This window comes from Schaalia odontolytica, from assembly GCF_002847525.1.
Taxonomy (GTDB): Bacteria; Actinomycetota; Actinomycetes; order Actinomycetales; family Actinomycetaceae; genus Pauljensenia; species Pauljensenia odontolytica_B.
The window spans coordinates 42749-61693 of sequence record NZ_PKKM01000007.1; the positions used below are offsets into that span (position 1 = coordinate 42749).

5 protein-coding genes and 2 tRNA genes are annotated in these 18945 nt (G+C 63.7%); 1 reads left to right on the forward strand and 6 read right to left on the reverse strand.

The annotated features are described in order from the left end of the window. Positions 1–189: 189 nt before the first annotated feature. The 5 genes from CYJ22_RS05945 to CYJ22_RS05965 form a co-directional block, all read right to left on the reverse strand. The gene (locus CYJ22_RS05945) at positions 190–6045 is read right to left on the reverse strand and encodes an SdrD B-like domain-containing protein (protein ID WP_101601816.1); all 5856 of its coding nucleotides are present in this window, start codon (positions 6043–6045) and stop codon (positions 190–192) included. 457 nt (positions 6046–6502) lie between these two features. Beyond that, on the reverse strand, positions 6503–13876 hold the full coding sequence (locus CYJ22_RS05950) for an SdrD B-like domain-containing protein (RefSeq protein ID WP_101601817.1): 7374 nt from the start codon (positions 13874–13876) through the stop codon (positions 6503–6505). 483 nt (positions 13877–14359) lie between these two features. Then, positions 14360–14449 (reverse strand) — tRNA-Ser (locus CYJ22_RS05955). A 78-nt stretch (positions 14450–14527) separates the two neighbouring features. Beyond that, positions 14528–14614, reverse strand: a tRNA-Ser gene (locus CYJ22_RS05960). Positions 14615–14696: 82 nt separating this feature from the next. Beyond that, on the reverse strand, positions 14697–16037 hold the full coding sequence (locus CYJ22_RS05965; protein WP_101601819.1) for an AGE family epimerase/isomerase: 1341 nt from the start codon (positions 16035–16037) through the stop codon (positions 14697–14699). Between the two features lie 248 nt (positions 16038–16285). Here CYJ22_RS05965 and pgm point away from each other — a divergent pair, with 248 nt between their 5' ends. After that, positions 16286–17962 (forward strand): phosphoglucomutase (alpha-D-glucose-1,6-bisphosphate-dependent), encoded by a 1677-nt coding sequence (gene pgm / locus CYJ22_RS05970; protein WP_007587596.1) that lies wholly within the window; start codon positions 16286–16288, stop codon positions 17960–17962. A gap of 269 nt (positions 17963–18231) precedes the next feature. Here the strand turns inward: pgm and CYJ22_RS05975 are convergent, their stop codons facing one another. Further along, positions 18232–18900: a hypothetical protein gene (locus CYJ22_RS05975; RefSeq protein WP_007587591.1), complete on the reverse strand. Its 669-nt coding sequence runs from the start codon at positions 18898–18900 to the stop codon at positions 18232–18234. Positions 18901–18945: the final 45 nt, after the last annotated feature.

Here is an 18945-nt window from a genome sequence, read left to right on the forward strand (position 1 = left end):
CCCTCATCTGCGCCCCGCGCCGCGCGTTCCACACGCTCTGTGGTCCTCGTTCATTGACGAGGCCGGGCGGGGGCATGGGGTCAGGGCGGGGTGGGTATGCGGGAGGGGGCGCGGGACCTGTGTTGGTCTCGCGCCCCCTCACCTAGGTGGGCTCACCCCGTGTGGGTGGGGTGTGCGCCCGCGTTGGGGTTAGGCCTCCTCGCGGTCGCGGCGGCGCTTACCCGCCAGAGCCGCGAAGCCAGCGATAGCAGCCATGGCCGCCATACCACCCAGAACGGAAGCGTCCGAGCCGGTACGAGCCAAGACCTTTGCCACCGTGGTGGACGGCGTCGGGGCCGGGGTGTCCGGCGTCGGAGCCGGAGGCACCGTCAGCGGGAAGTCCACATCCAGGTTCTCCTCACCTTCACCCACCGTGACGGTCATCGAGGTCGTCGCAGCGTTATAGCCGGCGGGAACCTCGATGTCGACCGTGTAGGTACCGGGGATCAGGCCCGTGAAACGGTAACGACCATCAGAATCGGTGGTGGTGCGAGCCAGCTCCACGCCGTTGGCGTCCTTGAGGATCACGGTCACGTTCGGCGCACCGGGCTCGCCGTTATCCGCACCGTTACCGTCCTCGTCGTACCACACGCGGTCACCGATCGTGGCGGGAGCAAGCAGACCGAAGTCCACGCCCTGCACCGACGCATTCGTAATCGTCACCGCAGCCTGCGTCGCGCCCCGACCCGTGTACGCCTGGGTCGGAATCAGACCAGCCAGATCACCCTTGTCGGGATCCACGATCACGACGCGGTACGAGGCAGGAGCCAGACCCACAAACTGGTAGGCACCCTTCTCGTCGGTCACCGCAGTCATGGGATCACCGTTCGCGTCCAGCACCGGAGTGCCATCCTCCTTCAGCAGAGCAACCGTCACGCCCTTAAAGCGCTGCTCAGAATCACTCTTGGAGTACGACGCATCCGAATCACGGTAGATCGTGCCACCCAGGTTGTATCCGCCCTTGAACGACGCCGACGACTCATTATTCGTCGGATCATCGCCCGGCTGATCCTGGTGCGTAATCCTGGCAACGTTCGTCACCAGCTTGCCCGCACCATCACCAGTGATCTCAACCGTGATCGCGATCTTCTTCACCCCACCCTTCGCCACGGTCAGGCCAGACAGATCCCACACACCAGTGGCCGCATCGTAAGTACCATCACCCTGCGAGGACACAAAGCTCACGCCAGCGGGAAGCTGATCGGAGACAGTCACGCCCGTCGCCGAGCCAGGACCGTTATTGGTCAGCGTCAGCGTGTACGTCACCTTCGCGCCCGGAGTGAACTCGAAGGACTTCTGAGCCTCCTCATCCGGATCGGTGATCTCCTTGAGAATCGCAGTATCAGCCGAGATGCCAAAACCCCAGTCCTGATCCAGGTTCGAGTTGTTCTCACCCGTCAGCGTCAGGTTAGCCGTCAGCTTAAACGCCTGCGCCAGCTTCTCCTTATCGGCCTTCACCTCACCAGACACAACCTTCTTGGCATCCACATCACCCGCAGGCGAATGCGTCAACACATCCAACAGGGGCTCAGCCTTCAGAAGAGTCTCGGGATCAACCGACACCTTGTACTCACCAGGCAGCAGATTCTCAAACTTGTACTTGCCATCAGCGTCCGTCACCGTCTCAAACGTACGAGTCACACCACCCGGACCCGTCCAGGTCAGCGTCACCTTCACGCCCGCCAACGGCTTGTCACCAGCATCGGGGGCACCCCCGCCGTTCTGGTTGACATCCACGAACAGCTGATCACCAATCACACCAGTACCAACCAGACCATAATCCACGGTCTTGTCTTCCTGGCCCTGGGCAAGACTCACTACAGACTCGGTGCCATTAGAGTCGGCGCCGCGATCGTCGCCAGCCTGCGACACAGTCGCCTCGTAACCCACAGGGTTGGTGAAGGTGATCTTGTAGTCGCCGGGCAGCAGGTTTGCAAACAGGTACTTGCCAGCGGCATCCGTACTCACAGCCGCAACCGGATTACCATCCAGGTCAACGACGGGGTTGCCGGACGCATCCACGATGGTTGCGGTGATACCCGGCAGAGCCGGCTCGTCGGCGTCCTGGATGCCGTCCTTGTTCGCGTCGAACCAGACGTAGTCACCGACAGACGCAGGCTTCACGAAACCGAAGTCGACCTTCGTCACCTTAGGCGCGGCGGCCGTCAGCTCGATCGCGGTCGGCGTCACGAGCTTGCCCTGGCCGACCTGGGTACGGTCCGTGGAGGAACCGTAGCCGTAGGTCTGCTTGTAGTCGGACAGGTTCACGTCGGAACCATCGACCTTCGCGTCACCCGGGACGACCTCGACCTTGTAGGAGCCGAGCGGCAGACGGTTGAACAGGTAGTTCCCGTCGGCGTCGGTCTTCGTGGTGATGTCGGCACCGGAGTCGTCCTTCAGAGGGTTGCCGTCCGCGTCGAGCAGACGCAGCGTCACGCCTTCGAAGGGCTTATCGTCACCGGTACCGAAGGTCCACGAGGCGTCGGCATCGTTGAAGATGGTGCCCGCGATCGTGCCGCCGACCGTGAAGGTCGCGCTGTCAGTGTTGTTCTTCTTGTTGGAGTCGATCTGGTCGTACTCGCCCAGGGTCGCGGTGTTCGTGATGGTCGCTCCCTCGGTTGCGGGCTTGACCTTCACGAGGACGTAGAGCGTCTCAGTACCACCAACGTTGAGGTTGGTGTCGAGAATGCCGGACTCCATCGCGGTCCAGGTGCCAGCTGCTGCATCGTAGGAAGCGGTCGCGTAGGCCGGGCCCGTGCAGGGGCTCGTCGCACCGTCCTGGCAGATGCGCGTCTCGGCGGACACGTACTCGACGCCTTCGGGCAGCTTGTCGGCGACGTTCATGCCCGAGGCGACGGCCGGACCGTGGTTCTTCAGGTTGACCTTGTAGAGCACGTGGTCACCCGGCATGATTGCCTCGGTCGACTCGATGGTTTCGGGCAGGCCGTTCGCGTCGCGCACGACCTCGTTGCCGTTCATCTTGACGCGAGCCACGGTCTTGTTGACCTCGACGTCGGTCGAGACGTTGATGCCGACCTTGGGGGCCTCGTTGGGCAGCAGGTAGGACACCTTGCCGTTCTCGGTGACGCCACCCGCCATGGCAACGGAGTTCCAGGCGATGAGGTTGGCGTTGACCGGGGAGGTCATGGTCGCGACGAACTGGATCTTCTCGCCCACTTCGATGTCGCGGTTCATGACGATGCGGAAGCCGGTGATCGAGGCCAGGTTGGCGGGAGCATCGCCCCACGCGTCGGGGGTACAGCCGGCGGGGGCGTCGTTCATGGCGCCACCCACGGCCAGGACCTCGCCGCGGCAGGGGTTGGGAACCGTGGAGTACTGGATCGTGATGTCCGAGGCGGGAACCGTCGTGATTTCGGGGTCGCGGCCCTGACGTTCCTTCACCGACTGGAACGTCCAGTTCGTGGAGTTCAGGTTCGGCTTCCAACGAGACTCGCGAGCCTGGTTGGCTGCGGGTCCGACACCCACGTCACCCACGTAGGGCAGGATGTCGTAGGCCACGACCTTTGTCAGCGGCGCATTGCCCGCATTGCCGATCGTAAAGCGGTAGGCGCCGTCGGCACCCGGGTCGATCTCGGCGATCTCACCGGCGGGAACGAAGTCATCGTTCTTGTTGCCCTTGACTTCCTTCGCGATCGTCATACCCGCGGTCGTGGCGATCTTGAACTTCACGCTGGAGTCGCACAGGAAGTCCGTCGTCGAACCGTCCTGGTTGAGGTCGAGCGTGTCCTGAGCGCGGAAGTTCATGCAGTACTTGAGGTTGCGAACGCTGCGGTCCTGATCGTAGGGCTTCGCTCCGCCACCCGGCATGAACGCCCAGGCGGTGTTCGTCGTGTCGCCGGCGGGAGCGGTGGCGAGGACATTGGCGTCGTACTTCGAGAAGAACGCGCCCTCGACCGGATCCGGGACGATCCAGCGAATCAGGGTGCGGCCGGTGTTGTTGAAGTTCTTTTCCACCTCAACCTTCACCTTGGCCGGGTCGTAGGCGCTGCCATCGGGGTTCTTCAGGACGGAGTAGCTCTCCGCGCGAATGTTGGACGCATCGTCCACGTCGAGGCCCTCGGGCAGCAGGTCCACGACCGTGAACGGCGTGGGAGCACCGCCGTCGACGGCCTTGCGGGCCTCGGCGACGATCATGAAGCTGGCGGGCTTACCGACAACGACGGGGTTGGTGCGCAGTTCCTTGCGGACCTGCACGCCGGGCACCTCGGTGCGGATACGGGTCCAGCTACACGTATTGTCCTTCGAGACGGCGACGGTACCCGTGTCCTTATCCGTTGCCTTGACGGACGCGCAGTTCTGGATACGGACATAGTCCTCGGAGGCCACGGTGTCGTAGTACTTCTCCGGAGGCAGGACTGCGTTGTAGTGGCTCGCAAAATCGGCGGGCTCGGTCCTCGGGACATCACGCGAGACCTTGCTGATCAGGTCGACGGTCGGCCTGGCCAGCGGGGCGACGTCGGTCTCGATGACGAAGCGGGTGATCCACTCGCCGTCCGGCAGGGTGAGAGTACGGGTGTTCTTGTAGGTCACCGTCTCGTGGTTACCCTTGTTGGTCCAGTACTCGAAGGTCCAGCCGCTGATGTCCTCGTATCCGGACTTGGTGGAAATCTTGAACTCGTAGGGGCCGACGAAGGCGGGCTTATCGCAGCCGTCACCAGCTGCCTTGCCGTCCTCGGAGGACCAGGTGCAGGGCATGACGTCTTCCCAGCGGTAGTGCACGGTCGTATTTCCGTTGTTGCTGCCCTCGAAACGCCAGGGAAGCTCGTCACCGCGCGCGTAGTCGCGGTTGTAGGTGCCGATCTTCTCAGCGCTGGCCTCGACCCTGCGCTCGGCGAAGCCGTGCGTGATCTCGGAGCTCTTGGACACGACATTCGTCGGCTCGTTCATGCCCTCGGCCGTGATGGTCGCCGTGTTGGTGACCGTGTCGGCGGTCGTCACCGTGCCCTCGGGGTACTTGACGGTCACGGTGGAGGTGAGGGGGTTCTGGTATGTCCACTTGTCGTACGACCACGTCACGGAGTGGGTGGCCGGGTCGTAGACGCCGCCGTTCGAGGCGGTGACGAAGACAGCCTGCGCGGGCAGCGGGTCGACAACCTTGATGTTCTGCACCTGCTGGAAGCCGATGCCGACGAGCTTGCCGTTGTATGCCGAGCCTCCCCAGCGGGTACCGACCTCGTTCGGCTTGGTCGTGTCGTTCTGCTGGTAGCCGTAGCTCAGCTCGTACGTGGCCTCGCCGCCGACTGCGGGGTAGTACAGGCGGTTCGTCGGGCCGTACTTCTTGATGGCGACGTCGGTCGAAGCGGTCCAGGTCGTGCTCAGCGTCTGCTCGACGCTGGCGGCGTTGTTGGCCGAGAAGACGACGTTCTGCGTGGTGGTGGAGTTGTTCGGCGCATCGTTACCGTTGTAGTGCCACGGAATCTGAATGCGGTCCGACGTGCCGGCGGGCAGCGGGTCCTTCAGGGTGAAGCGGTAGCGCTGCACGCGCGCGCCGTCGGCAGAGTTCTCGACGAAGTTCTCGCTTTTTGCGACAACATCACCGGTGACGGGAACGACCGTGTAGCCCTGCTCGATGAGCTTGAGGCCGGCCGGCGTGATGGGGCCGGGCAGTGTCATCTCGATGACGGCACCCTTACAGGGGGTGGTCACCGACGAGCAGGAGAAGTTGATCGTCGTGATCTGCTGGTCGCGGACTCGCAGGGTGGTGGAGTCGTTGACGACGGTCATCGCCAGGGTGGCGGACTCATCGCGAGCGGCAGCGGGGGCGGCAACACCCTCGGCGCCGGCGGCCTCGTCGGTGGCCTCCGCATCGGACGAGGCAGTGGCAGCTTCCTGGGAGGTTGCTACGTCGGGCGATTGCGTGCTTTCGTCGGCGGCGCTGGCTCGCATGGCGAGGGGTGTCAGCGACGTGACGAGAAGCGAGAGAGCGGCCAGACTGGCAGCACCCGCAACGCCCACACGGGCGCGGAACGGACGCAGTCGAGACATCGACTTCTCCTTCTATGGGGCAGAAAGTGGACAGGATGCCTACCAGCGTAGTGAAGGCGCCGACGCCTATCTAGCCCTTACACATCAGCGCATTGCGAGCTCTGAAGACTGCAATGTCGGGAGGATCGTGTTCAACAGTTTCTAAGCAAGTTCGCTGAACTGATGGTTAATGAAGCAATCGCATTGGCGACCGAGGTTTATCGGACAATCATGAAATCGCTGCCAACACAATCGTTCAATAATGACCGCTTCAACAGGAATGATGAGGTAAACGACAAGGCACTGAAGTGCCCAAGCTCACACAGATATTGACCAAGGGTTGATTGTGGCGTTGCTGTGGGAGCCGGGTGCGGGTGAGTGATACATAAAGGGAGGGGGCGCGGGACCTGTGTTGGTCTCGCGCCCCCTCACCTCTTGGTGGGGTCACCCCCGTGTGGGGGGTTAGCCCGCGCTCAGCTCAGGCGTCCTCGCGGTCGCGGCGGCGCTTACCCGCCAGAGCCGCGAAGCCAGCGATAGCTGCCATGGCCGCCATACCACCCAGGACGGACGCGTCCGAGCCGGTACGAGCCAGCACCTTGGCAACCGTGGTAGCCGGGGTCGGGGAGGGGATCACCGTGAGCGGGAAGTCCACATCCAGGTTCTCCTCACCTTCACCAACCGTGACGGTCATCGAGGTCGTCGCCGCATTGAAACCGGCAGGAACCTCAATATCGACCGTGTAGGTGCCCGGAACCAGGCCAGCGAAACGGTAGTTACCGTTCGCGTCGGTGGTGGTACGAGCCACCTCCACGCCGTTGGCGTCCTTGAGGATCACGGTCACGTTCGGCACGCCCGGCTCACCGTTATCCGCACCGTTACCATCGGCGTCATTCCACACGCGGTCACCGATCGTGGCGGGAGCAACCAGACCAAAGTCCACACCCTGCACCGACGCATCAGTAATCGTCACCGACGCCTGAGTCTCGCCCCGGCCCTTGTAGGCCTGGGTCGGAATCAGACCAGCCAGATCACCCTTATCAGGATCCACGATCACCACGCGGTACGAGGCGGGAGCCAGACCCACAAACTGGTAGGCACCCTTCTCATCCGTGGTCGCAGTCATGGGGTTACCCTCAGCGTCGAGCACCGGGGTGCCGTCCTCGTTCAGCAGAGCGACGGTGACGCCCTTGAAGCGCTGCTCGTCGTCGCCCTTGGAGTAGGAGGCGTCCGAGTCACGGTAGATCGTGCCACCCAGGTTGTATCCGCCCTTGAACGAGGCCGAGGACTCGTTGTTGGTCGGGTCATCGCCTGCCTGATCCTGGTGAGTAATACGAGCAACGTTGGTGACCAGCTTGCCCGCGCCCTCACCAGTGATCTCAACCGTGATCGCGATCGTCTTCACCCCACCCTTGGCCAGGGTCAGACCAGACAGATCCCACACACCAGTGGCCGCATCATATGAGCCATCGCCCTGGGCCTCCACGAAGGAAACACCAGAAGGAAGCTCATCAGAAACGGTCACACCAGTGGCCGAGCCCGGACCGTTATTGGTCAGCGTCAGCGTGTAGGTCACGCGCTGACCCGGGGTGAACTCGAAGGACTCCTGAGCAGCCTCATCCGGATCGGTGATCGCCTTCATAATCGCAGTGTCAGCCGAGATACCAAAACCCCAATCCTGATCAAGATTCTGGTTCTTCTCACCCGTCAGCGTCACCGACGTATTCAGGTTGAACGCCTGCGCCAGCTTGTCCTTATCGGCCTTCGCATCCTCAGACACAACCTTCTTGGCATCCACATCACCCGCAGGCGAATGCGTCAACACATCAAGCAGCGGCTCAGCCTTCAGCAGAGTCTCAGGATCGATACTCACCTTGTATTCGCCGGGCAGCAGGTTCTCGAACTTGTACTTGCCATCCGCATCGGTCGTGGTCTCGTAGGTGCGGGTGATTCCACCCGGACCCGTCCAAGTCAAAGTGACCTTCACACCGGGCAGCACCTTGTCTCCAGCATCGGGGGCATTGCCACCGTTCTGGTTGACATCAACAAACAGCTGATCACCAATCACACCAGTACCAACGGCACCGAAGTCAATCGTGTCATCCGTCTGTCCCTGAGCCAGGGTGACCGAAGCCGAAGCTCCGTTGGAGTCCGCAGCGCGGTCATCTCCAGCCTCCGAGGTCGTTGCCTCGTAGCCAGCGGGCGCCTGGAAGGACACCTTGTATTCGCCGGGCAGCAGGTTCTCGAACACGTACTTACCGTTCGCATCCGTCGTGACAGCAGCAACCGGGTTACCCGACGCATCGGTCACGGCAGAGCCGTCGGCGCGGGTCAGGGTCACGGTCACGCCCGGCAGGGCGGGCTCGTCGGCGTCCTGGAGGCCGTCACGGTTGACGTCCATCCAGGTGTAGTCGCCAACAGAGGCGGGCTTGACGAAGCCGAAGTTCACGTCGATAACGGAACCGGTTTCAGCCTTGATCGTCACGTCCGCGGTCGTCTTGTAGCGGCCGGTGTAGGCCTCGGTGGGCTTGGTGCCCGCCAGAGGACCGGACGTCGGATCAACGACGCTGACCGTGTACTCGCCCAGCGGCAGACCCACGAAGGAGTACTTGCCCTCGGCGTCGGTCACAGCCGTCATCGGGTTGCCGTCCTTGTCGAGGACGGGGGTGCCGTCCTTCTTGAGGAGCGCAACCGTGACGCCCGCGTACGGGGCCTCGGAGTCGCTGGAGTTGAACGACGCGTCGGCATCGTTGTAGAGCTTGCCAGCGATCGTGTAGCCGGCGGTCAGCGGCACGGACGAGGTGTTGTCCGGCTTCTTGTCGCCGATCTGATCCTGCTTCTCGATCGTGGCCGTGTTGGTCACAACCGAGCCGGCGGCGGAAGCGTCGATGGTGACGGTGATGCGCAGGGTGCGCGTCGCGCCCTTCTCGATCACCTCAGTGCTCAGGTCCCACTTGCCGGAGGCAGCATCGTAGGTGCCATCGCCCTCGGCGGACGCGAAGGTCACGCCCGACGGGAGCTTATCCTGCGCGATGACGCCGGTCGCGGGGCTCGGGCCCTCGTTCGTGACGGTCAGCGTGTAGGTGACGGACGTGCCGGGGGTGAAGCCACCCGCCGGAACCTCGGCCGGATCCGCAATCGCCTTGACGATCGCCGTGTTAGCGACACCAGTGAACGCCCAGTCCTGGTTGTTGTTCGTCATCGCGCCGGGGCTCAGCGTCACCTTGGAGGTCAGCGAGAGCTCCTGGCCCTCCGAGGCCGTCAGGTCGCCCGACGGGGCGTGGGTCTGAGCGGTGCACTCGGGGCACACGGTGGCAAGGGAGGCCTTGTCAACGGTCACGACGTAATCGCCGGGAGCCAGGTCCTTGAACGAGTACTTGCCGTTCTCGTCCGTGACCGTGGTCAGCGTCTTCTCCACGCCCGCGGGGGTCGTGTAGGTGAGCTTCACGGTCACGCCGGCCAGCGGCTTGTCCGCACCCGAGGGCTCGGAACCACCGTTGTTGTCGACGTCCCAGAACAGCGTGTCACCAATCGTGCCATCAGCAATCAAACCAAGATCGACGGTCATGTCGTCCTGACCCTGCTTCAGACGAAGCCAGGTTTGAGCACCATCGGAATCCACGGATCGATCATCGCCCGCCGTCCTCACGGTCTCGTAGTAGCCAAACGGGAAAGTGAAGGTCACGCCATAGTCGCTAGGCAGCAGGTTCGTGAAGACGTACTTGCCGTTGGCGTCCGTGGTCAAGGGCTTGACGAGGTTGCCATCGGCATCGACGACCACATCCATGTCCAGCTGTCCATCCAGGGTGACGGTGACGCCGGCAACGCCGACCTCATCCGCATCCTGGATACCGTCCTTGTTCGCGTCGAACCACACGAAGTTACCCAACGAGACCGGCTTCACGAACGCGAAGTCAATCTTCGTGACGTTGGGAGCAGCAGCGGTCAGCTCGATCGGCGCGGGCGTCACGAGCTTGCCCTTACCAACCTGGGAGCGCGATGTCGAAGAGCCGTAGCCGTAGGTCTGCTTGTAGTCGGCCAGGTTCACGTCGGTGCCGTCAACCTTCGCCTCACCCGGGACAACCTCAACCTTGTACGAGCCCAGGGGCAGACGGGTAAAGGTGTACTTACCGTCGGCACCGGTCTTCGTGGTGATGTCAGCGCCGGACGAGTCCTTCACCGGGTTGCCGTCCGCGTCGAGCAGACGGACCGTCACACCCTCGAAAGGCTTATCACCGTCATTGAAGGTCCACCAGGCGTCGGCATCGTTGTAGATGGTGCCCGATAGGGTGCCACCCACCTTGAAGGTCGCGCTGTCCTTGTTGTTATCCGGGTTGGAGTCGATCTGATCGAACTTACCCAGCGTCGCCGTGTTCGTGATGGTCGTTCCCTCGGTTGCGGGCTTGACCTTCACGAGGACGTACAGCGTCTCGGTACCACCAACGTTGAGGTTGGTGTCGAGAATGCCGGACTCCATCGCGGTCCAGGTACCGGCCGCCGCATCGTAGTTGGCGGTCGCATAGACCGGGCCCGTGCACGGGTTCGTCGCACCATCCTGGCAGACACGCGTCTCGGAGGACACGTACTCCACACCAGAAGGCAGAGCGTCGGCAACATTCATGCCCGAGGCAACCGCCGGGCCCTTGGCCTTCAGGTTCACCTTGTAGAGCATGTAGTCGCCCGGCATGATGACATCGTCAGACTCAACCGTCTCAATGACACCGTTGGCGTCACGAACCGGCTCGTCGCCGTTCATCTTCGCCCGAGCAACCGTCTTCTTCAGTTCGACGTCGGAGGAGACGTTGATGCCGACCTTGGGGGCCTCGTTGGGCAGCAGGTAGGACACCTTGCCGTTCTGCATGGAGCCGCCGGACATGGCCACGGAGTTCCAGGCGATGAGGTTGGCGTTGACCGGGGAGGTCATGGTCGCGATGAAGCGGATCTTCTCGCCCGGCTCGATGTCGCGGTTCATCACCAGGCGGAAGCCCGTGATCGTCGTCAGGTCGGCGGGAGCGTCGCCCCACGCGTTCGGGGTACAACCGGCGGGGGCGTCATTCATGGCGCCACCCGCGGAGAGGACCTCGCCGCGGCAGGGGTTAGGAACCGTCGAGTACTGGACCGTGATGTCTGAGGCCGGAACAGCCGTGACCTCGGGATCGCGACCCGGCTTCTCCTTCACCGACTCGAACGCCCACGCCGTGGAGTTCAGGTTCGGCTTCCACTTGGAGCCGCGAGCCTGCGAGGAAGCGGGTCCGACACCCACGTCACCCACGTAAGGCAGGATGTCGTAGGCAACGACCTTGGTCAGCGGGGTGTTACCCGCGTTGGAGATCGTGAAACGGTAGGCGCCGTCGGCACCCGGGTCGATCTCGGCGACCTCGCCGGCCGGAACGAAGTCGGGGTTCTTGTTGCCCTTGACTTCCTTCGCAATGGCCATCGAGGGGGTCGTGGCCACGTTGAAGTCGATTGCGGCGTTACACACGTAGTCGGTGGTCGAGCCATTCTTGTTCACGTCGAAGGTGTCGACCGCGCGGCTACCGATGCAGTAGTTGGTGTTGCGCAGGCTCTTATCCTCGGTGGTCGCCTTCGCGCCGTCGCCGGGCATGAACGCCATGGCGTCGTTCGTGTTCTTACCGGCCGGAGCGGTCGCGAGCACGTTGACATTGAAGGTCGAGTACAGGCTCCCTTCGACCGGATCCGGAACGTTCCAGCGGATGAGGGTACGGCCGGTGTTGTTGTAGTTCTTCTCGACCTCGACCGTGACCTTGCTCAGGTCGTAGGGGGTGCCGTCGGGGTTCTTCAGCGTGGAGCGCTTCTCGGGGACGATCCCCGAAGCGTCATCGACGTCGAAGCCCTCGGGCAGGAGATCCACGATCGTGAACGGAGTGGGCGTGCCACCCTCGGTGGCCGGCTTGGCGGTGCCGTTGATGAAGAAGGTGGCGGGCTTGCCCACGACCACGGGGTTGGTGCGCACGGCCTTGTAGGCCTGGACGCTCGGGAACTCGTCGCGCACGCGCATCCAGGAGCAGACCTCGTCGTCCGAGGCGACGACGGTGCCGGTGTCCTTATCAGTCAGAGTACCGCTGGCGCAGTTCTGGAAGCGCACGTAATCCGGGGAGGCCACGTAGCTGTAGTACTTCTCCGGAGGGTACACAGGGTTGTAGTGCGAGGCGAAGTCCGCAGGCTCCGTCGTCGGCAGGGCGGGATTCACAGTGCCATAGAAGAAGATCGTCGCGTTGGTCTGGGGTGCCACGTCGGTATCGATCGTGAAGCGGGTGATCCACTCGCCCTCGGGCAGGGTCAGGCCGGTCGTCTTCGTGTAGTTGACGGTCTCGTGGTTGCCCTTGTTGGTCCAGTACTCGAAGGTCCAGCCGCCATTTTCCTCGTAGCCGGACTTGCCGAGAATGTTGAACTGGTAGGGGCCGACGAACGTGGGGGTATCGCAGGCTGCGCCGGCGGCCTTAGCATCCTGGGAAGACCAGGTGCACGGCAGGGTATCGTCCCAGTGCATGTGCAGCGTCGTGTTACCGGTGTTGTTGGCGGAGAAACGCCAAGGGGTCTTCACGTTGCGAACCTGGTACTGGTAGTCGTTGCCGGACTTAGCAATACGGCCACCGACCTTGCGCTCGGCGAAGCCGTGCGTGATTTCAGAGCTCTTCGTCAGGGTCTTCGTCGGGTCGTTCATGACCTCGGCGCTGATGGTCGCCTTGTTGGTGACCGTGTCATCGAGCGTGACCGTACCCTCGGGGTACTTCACGGTGACGGTCGACTCGATCGGGTTCTGCCAGAACCACTTGTCGTAGGACCAGGTGACGGTATGGGTCGCCGGATCGTAGACGCCGCCGTCAGAGGCCGTGACGAAGACGGCCTTGGCGGGCAGCGGGTCCACAACCTTGATGTTCTGGACACCCACGAAGCCGAGGCCGTTCAGGCCGTTCTTAAGCGAGGAGCCGTTCCAGCGGATACCGACCTTGTTGGGGTTGTCCTGGTCGATCTGCTGATAGCCGTAGCGCAGCTTGTAGGTCGTCTCACCACCAACGGCGGGGTAGTTCGCCTTGTTGGTGGGGCCGCTCTTCTCGATCGCGATGTCGGTATCGGCGGTCCAGGTGGTGGTGAGCTCGTTCTCGAGCTTCTCAGCGTTCTGCGCGCTGAAGGTCACCTTCTGGGTGGTCGTCGAGTTGTTCGGCGCGTCGTAGTAGCTGTAGTTCCAGGTGACCTGGATACGGTCGGACGTGCCGGCGGGCAGCGGATCCTTCAGCGTGAAGCGGTAACGCTGGACGCGCGATCCATCCTCGGGCTTGTCAACATATTGCGCCGTCCTGGCGACGCTGTCACCGGTCACGGGGACGACCGTGTAGCCGCGCTCGGCGAGCTTGAGGCCGTCCGGCGTGATGGGGCCGGGCAGCGTCAGCTCGATGAAGGCTCCCTTACAGGGGGTGGTCACCGAGGAGCAGGAGAAGTTGATCGTCGTGATCTGCGCATCGTGGCTACGCAGGGTTTCTGCGTCGTTCACAACGTTCAGAGCCAGGGTCGCCTGGTCGTCCGCAACTGCGCGGGTGCGGCGCGTGCGGGGCTGATCCTCGGGGGCGACCTCGGCGGCGGGAACCTCGGCGCCATCCTCAGCGGCGGGGGCTTCGACCCCGGCCTCGGCGGCAGGCGCGTCTGCGGCCTCAGAGTTGGACGAGGCCGTGGCAGCTTCCTGGGAGGTTGCTACGTCGGGCGATTGCGTGCTTTCGTCGGCGGCGCTGGCTCGCAGGGCGAGGGGTGTCAGCGACGTGACGAGAAGCGAGAGAGCGGCCAGGCTGGCGGCACCCGCAACGCCCACACGGGCGCGGAACGGACGCAGTCGAGACATCGACTTCTCCTTCTATCGTCAGAATGTGGACAGGACTTGCGTCCCAGCCTAGTGAAGGACCAGAGTGCGCGACCATGCCTAACAACTATCGCCTGAGCCACAACTACAACGGTGTATTTCGTTGATATTTCGGGCATAACGACAATGTAACAACTTCTCTGAACTCTTGGTCAGCACATAGTTTTGAGCGACAACAATAGATTTCTCAACAATTAACAGGACCCCATTCTCAGCATCGTCAAATTATGACCACTGCAATAGGGATTAGGTGATAGTCGGTCTCAGAATTTAGTGATGCATTACACTCAGATCCCGCCAGTAAGATAATTACTCAGTATTCCCAAGGCGTGTGCGATGTCCGCGCACAACACACTTCCCAAACCAACTAGCAAATAAGCCGCGCAAACACCGGACGACTCCCCGCCCACTGCGCCGGAGAATACGAAAACCTCCGCGCTTCGAAGGAAGCGCGGAGGTTATGCGCGGAGACGGCGGGATTTGAACCCGCGAGGGGCTATGCACCCCTACCTCCTTAGCAGGGAGGCGCACTCGACCGGACTATGCGACGTCTCCAGTGCCGACTACTTTAGGGCATTTTCGCCGCGAGCGCGAACGTGCGCCTACAGCGACGCCCGTGGGCGGCCGGCTCGGCGGAGGGCGAGGGATTCGAACCCCCGGTGCCATTGCTGACACAACGGTTTTCAAGACCGTCTCTTTCGGCCACTCAGACAGCCCTCCAGACGCGGATCATCCTACAGGACGAGGCCCGGGGATGCGACCCTCGCATCCCCGGGCCCGAGCCCATCAGACATTTGGCGCGTCAGCCGCGCAGCCCGAAGAAGTTCCAGGACTTCTTGTCGGGGGCCGGTTCCTCGGGGCGGTCGAGGAGGCCGCGCGAGAGCGCAGGGGCCGTCGGCGGCCACAGCGGCAGGCGGATCGCGAGCGTCGCCTGGACGGCATGGTAGACGTCCCAGCGCGAGGACTTGGCGGGCTGCACGTTCTCGTTGCGGGGACCAAGGCGACGCACCCATCGACCGGGCTGGCTGATGAGGTAGTCGTGGATGTAGTCGACGAAGGAGCGGTAGCAGTGCTCGAAGTGCTCGACGTCGGAGACGCGGGCGCCGTCGTCCAGCATGGCGCGGCGCACGGCGACGGTGGCACACACGCCCTCGCAGACGACCCACTGCTGATGCTCGTCCTCGCCGGGCACGGGGTCGCCCTCGTCGTTGACGCCGTTGGAGAAGCCGGGGTTGCCGTCGGTGCGACGCCAGCCGTCGACGCGTGCACGCTCGAAGAGCTCGGTTCCCATCTCGAGGAGGTAGTCGGGCACGGTCCAACCCATGGAGCGCAGACCCGCACGTACCTGCAGCGCGAAGCGACCGAGCTGCATGGAGTGGCCGGTCACGTAGCCCTCGTAGTAGCGGCGTCCGTCGTTGAGGAGCTTGCCTGCCTCGGGGCTCGGCTCCCACTTCTCGTCGAAGTATTCCGGGATGCGCCAGCCGTTCTTGGAGGCGACCTTGTAGGCGAAGGCCGTCATCTTCTCGGCGCGGTCGAGCCATTCGGGCTCAGTCGTGGCCTCGGCCGCGGCCATGTAGGCCTCGATCGTGTGGATGAGGGTGCCGAGGGTGTGGACGGGGACGGGCTCATTGAAGGCCTCGTCGTACTGATCCCACACGAGGCCGTAGTCGTCGGTCCAGAGCTCCTTCTGCTCCTCGAGCATGCGATTGAGCAGCTCGTGGGCACCCGGCCGGTCCGCGACCGTCGCAGCGGCCACGCCCAGCAGCGCGTACACCGTGTGGTACTGCGACTTGACGCGCGCATCCTCGTCCCACGGCACGCCGTGCCCATCCTCGTCGGGCTCGGGCTTGATCGCGAACCACATGCCGCCGTTGACGGGGTCCGTGAAGTAGTTGGTGAGCGCCTTGACGGCATGGTCGGCGTAGCGACGAGTGCCAGGCAGACCCATGAGCGCACCGAGCGAGAACACGTAGGCCATGCGACCCGTGACGGCCAGGTCAATCGATCGGGTCGGATCGGGCTTTCCATCGGCGTCGAGGTGCGCGAAACCAGTCGCGACGATCGCACCTTCTGCCTCTTCAATGAGGGCCTGCATGTGGCCGCTCAGCCAACGGTTATGTTCGATGGAATCAAACCATCCCACGATGTTCCTCCTGACAACACAGTCACGGTCTGCGGTGACCGACATCTCATAGGATAGTCGCTCGGCGCCTTTTTTGGGAATACGTGCATACACCCCTCCGCCCACACGGACGAGGCCGGGGCACGGCGCGCTCTCACCTGGCCTTTTCCAGACGGCCTGCCACGGCCTCGAACAAGAGAAAACAAGGAAAAGTCCACGCCGTGGGACGGCGCTACCCACAAGCGGGCGTAACGTGCAACACTGTTGCTATGCATGAACGAGCTGGCACACGTGCCCTACCTGAAGACCTCATCAACGTCGACGATGTCATCTCCGCCTACTACGACATCGTCCCTGACCCGACCGACGTGGGACAGCGCGTCGCGTTCGGAACGTCGGGCCACCGCGGCGCTTCGTTGGACGGTAAGTTCAACGAGGCGCACATCATCGCCATCACCGCGGCGATCATCGAGTACCGCGCCTCCCAGGGCATCAACGGTCCCCTGTTCATCGGCCGTGACACGCACGCCCTGAGCGAGCCCGCGTGGCGCACCGCCCTGGAGGTCCTCGCGGCCGCCGGCATCGACACGCGCATCGACTCGCGCGGCTCCTACACGCCCACCCCCGCCGTGTCCGTCGCCATCCTCGGCGCGAACGGCGCCCCGGCTAACCTGCGCACCGAGGGCGACGGCCTGGCCGACGGCATCGTCGTCACCCCCAGCCACAACCCCCCGCGCGACGGCGGCTTCAAGTACAACCCGCCTCACGGCGGCCCCGCCGACACCGACGCGACCGGCTGGATCGCGGCGCGCGCCAACGAGCTCCTCGACTCGGGCGAATGGAAGAACGTTCCCCGCGTCACCGGCTCTGATCTGCTGCACGACCCGAACATCAAGCCCTTCGATTACCTGGACTACTACGTCTCGCAGCTGGATCAGGTCATCGACATCGAGGCCATCCGTAAGGCGGGCGTGCGCATCGGCGCCGACCCGCTCGGCGGCGCGTCCATCGACTACTGGGCGGCCATCGGCGAGCACTACGGCCTCGACCTGACCGTCGTCAACCCCGAGGTTGACCCGGCCTGGCCGTTCATGACCCTGGACTGGGACGGCAAGATCCGCATGGACTGCTCCTCGCCCTACGCGATGGCGTCCCTGCGTGAGGCCATGACCCCCGACGCCGAGGGCAACACCCCCTACGACATCGCGACCGGCAACGACGCGGACTCAGACCGTCACGGCATCGTCACCCCCGACGGCCTCATGAACCCGAACCACTTCCTGGCCGTCGCCATCGAGTACCTGTTCACGCACCGCCCCGGCTGGAACGCCGACGCGGCCGTGGGCAAGACCCTCGTGTCCTCCGCGCTCATCGACCGCGTCGTGGCCGCCATGGGTCGTGACCTCATCGAGGTGCCCGTGGGCTTCAAGTACTTCGTGCCCGGCCTGCTGTCCGGCACCGTCGGTTTCGGCGGCGAGGAGAGCGCGGGAGCCTCGTTCCTTCGCAAGGACGGCACCGTGTGGTCGACCGACAAGGACGGCATCATCCTGGCACTGCTCGCCTCGGAGATCCTTGCCGTGACCGGCAAGACCCCGTCGCAGCTGCACGAGGAGCAGGTCGAGCGCTTCGGTGCCTCCGCCTACGCTCGCATCGACGCTGCCGCCTCCCGCGAGGAGAAGGCGAAGCTCGCGGCCCTGTCCGCGGACGACGTGACCGCGACCGAGCTGGCCGGCGACCCGATCGTCGCCAAGCTGGTGCGCGCACCCGGCAACGACGCGCCCATCGGCGGCCTGAAGGTGACGACCGAGTCCGCGTGGTTCGCGGCTCGCCCGTCGGGCACCGAGGACGTCTACAAGATCTACGGCGAGTCCTTCAAGGGTGCCGAGCACCTGGCGCAGGTCCAGGAGGCCGCCAAGCAGGTCGTGTCCGACGCCCTGAACGGCTGACGCTCTGACGTTGCCCGCTCACGCGGGTTGCGAGGGGGGCGGCGCTCAATTGAGCGCCGCCCCCCTTCATCGTCTAGCAGGTTGCTGAGTTGGACCTCGTCACGACTGCGCGCCTGCAGCCGCGTCGGCGAACCAGTCCGGCACGCGTCCGGGAATATCCGCTACAACAGCGAGGATGAGGACGCTAGCGCACAACCTCCTCATGCCCATTCGGCCCCACCTGCGCGCCCGATACGGCGCGCGCCAGTCGTAGCGCCAGCCACGGCTTGTCACTTGCGCTTGACGTCATCCAGCCAGTCGGGGTCCGCCATGATCGGGCCGGCAATCCGCGTCGGGTCAAAATCCCCGGCGCCCTCGACGATATCGTTAATGGTCTCCTTGACGCCCTCGACCGCGTCATTGATGACACCGCGGATAGGGGCGGAGATGTCAGGGGGCAGAGCGGGGCCTCCCGCAATCGGATCCGGGATGCGCCAGTCTCCGGGCTGTGAGCCAATACGGGGGCTGACCACATAATCGGGATCACCGAAGGTGCCAGTGTCACCCTTTCCGCCAATGCTATGGCCCGTCAGACCGGAGCCCTTGCTGTGGCCGCCAATGATCTCGCTAGCGCCGGCGGCGGCACCAGCGCCATAGCTGTGGCCATCGATAATGGAGCCAATGAGCTGGCCATTCTCTTCCTCGGCGGCGATGAAATCGCGCTCGGCTGCCAGGAGGGATTCGGCGTGCTCGTCCAGGCTCGTGCCCGTCTTGGTTGCCTGGTCCGCGAACTTGTCTTCGACGCCCTGCATCTTCGACGACAGGTTCGTGCCGGGCATCGCCGAAGCGAAAGCACTGGCCCCGCCCTCTGGGCGCGCCGAACGGACCGCCTCTGCGGCCTCGCGCGCCGTCGAAGCAAGGCGCGGGAACTCACCGGCAACAAAAGAAAGATCGCCCATCGTCCACTCCTGTGATCATAGATGCGTGACCTTGACAATATTACC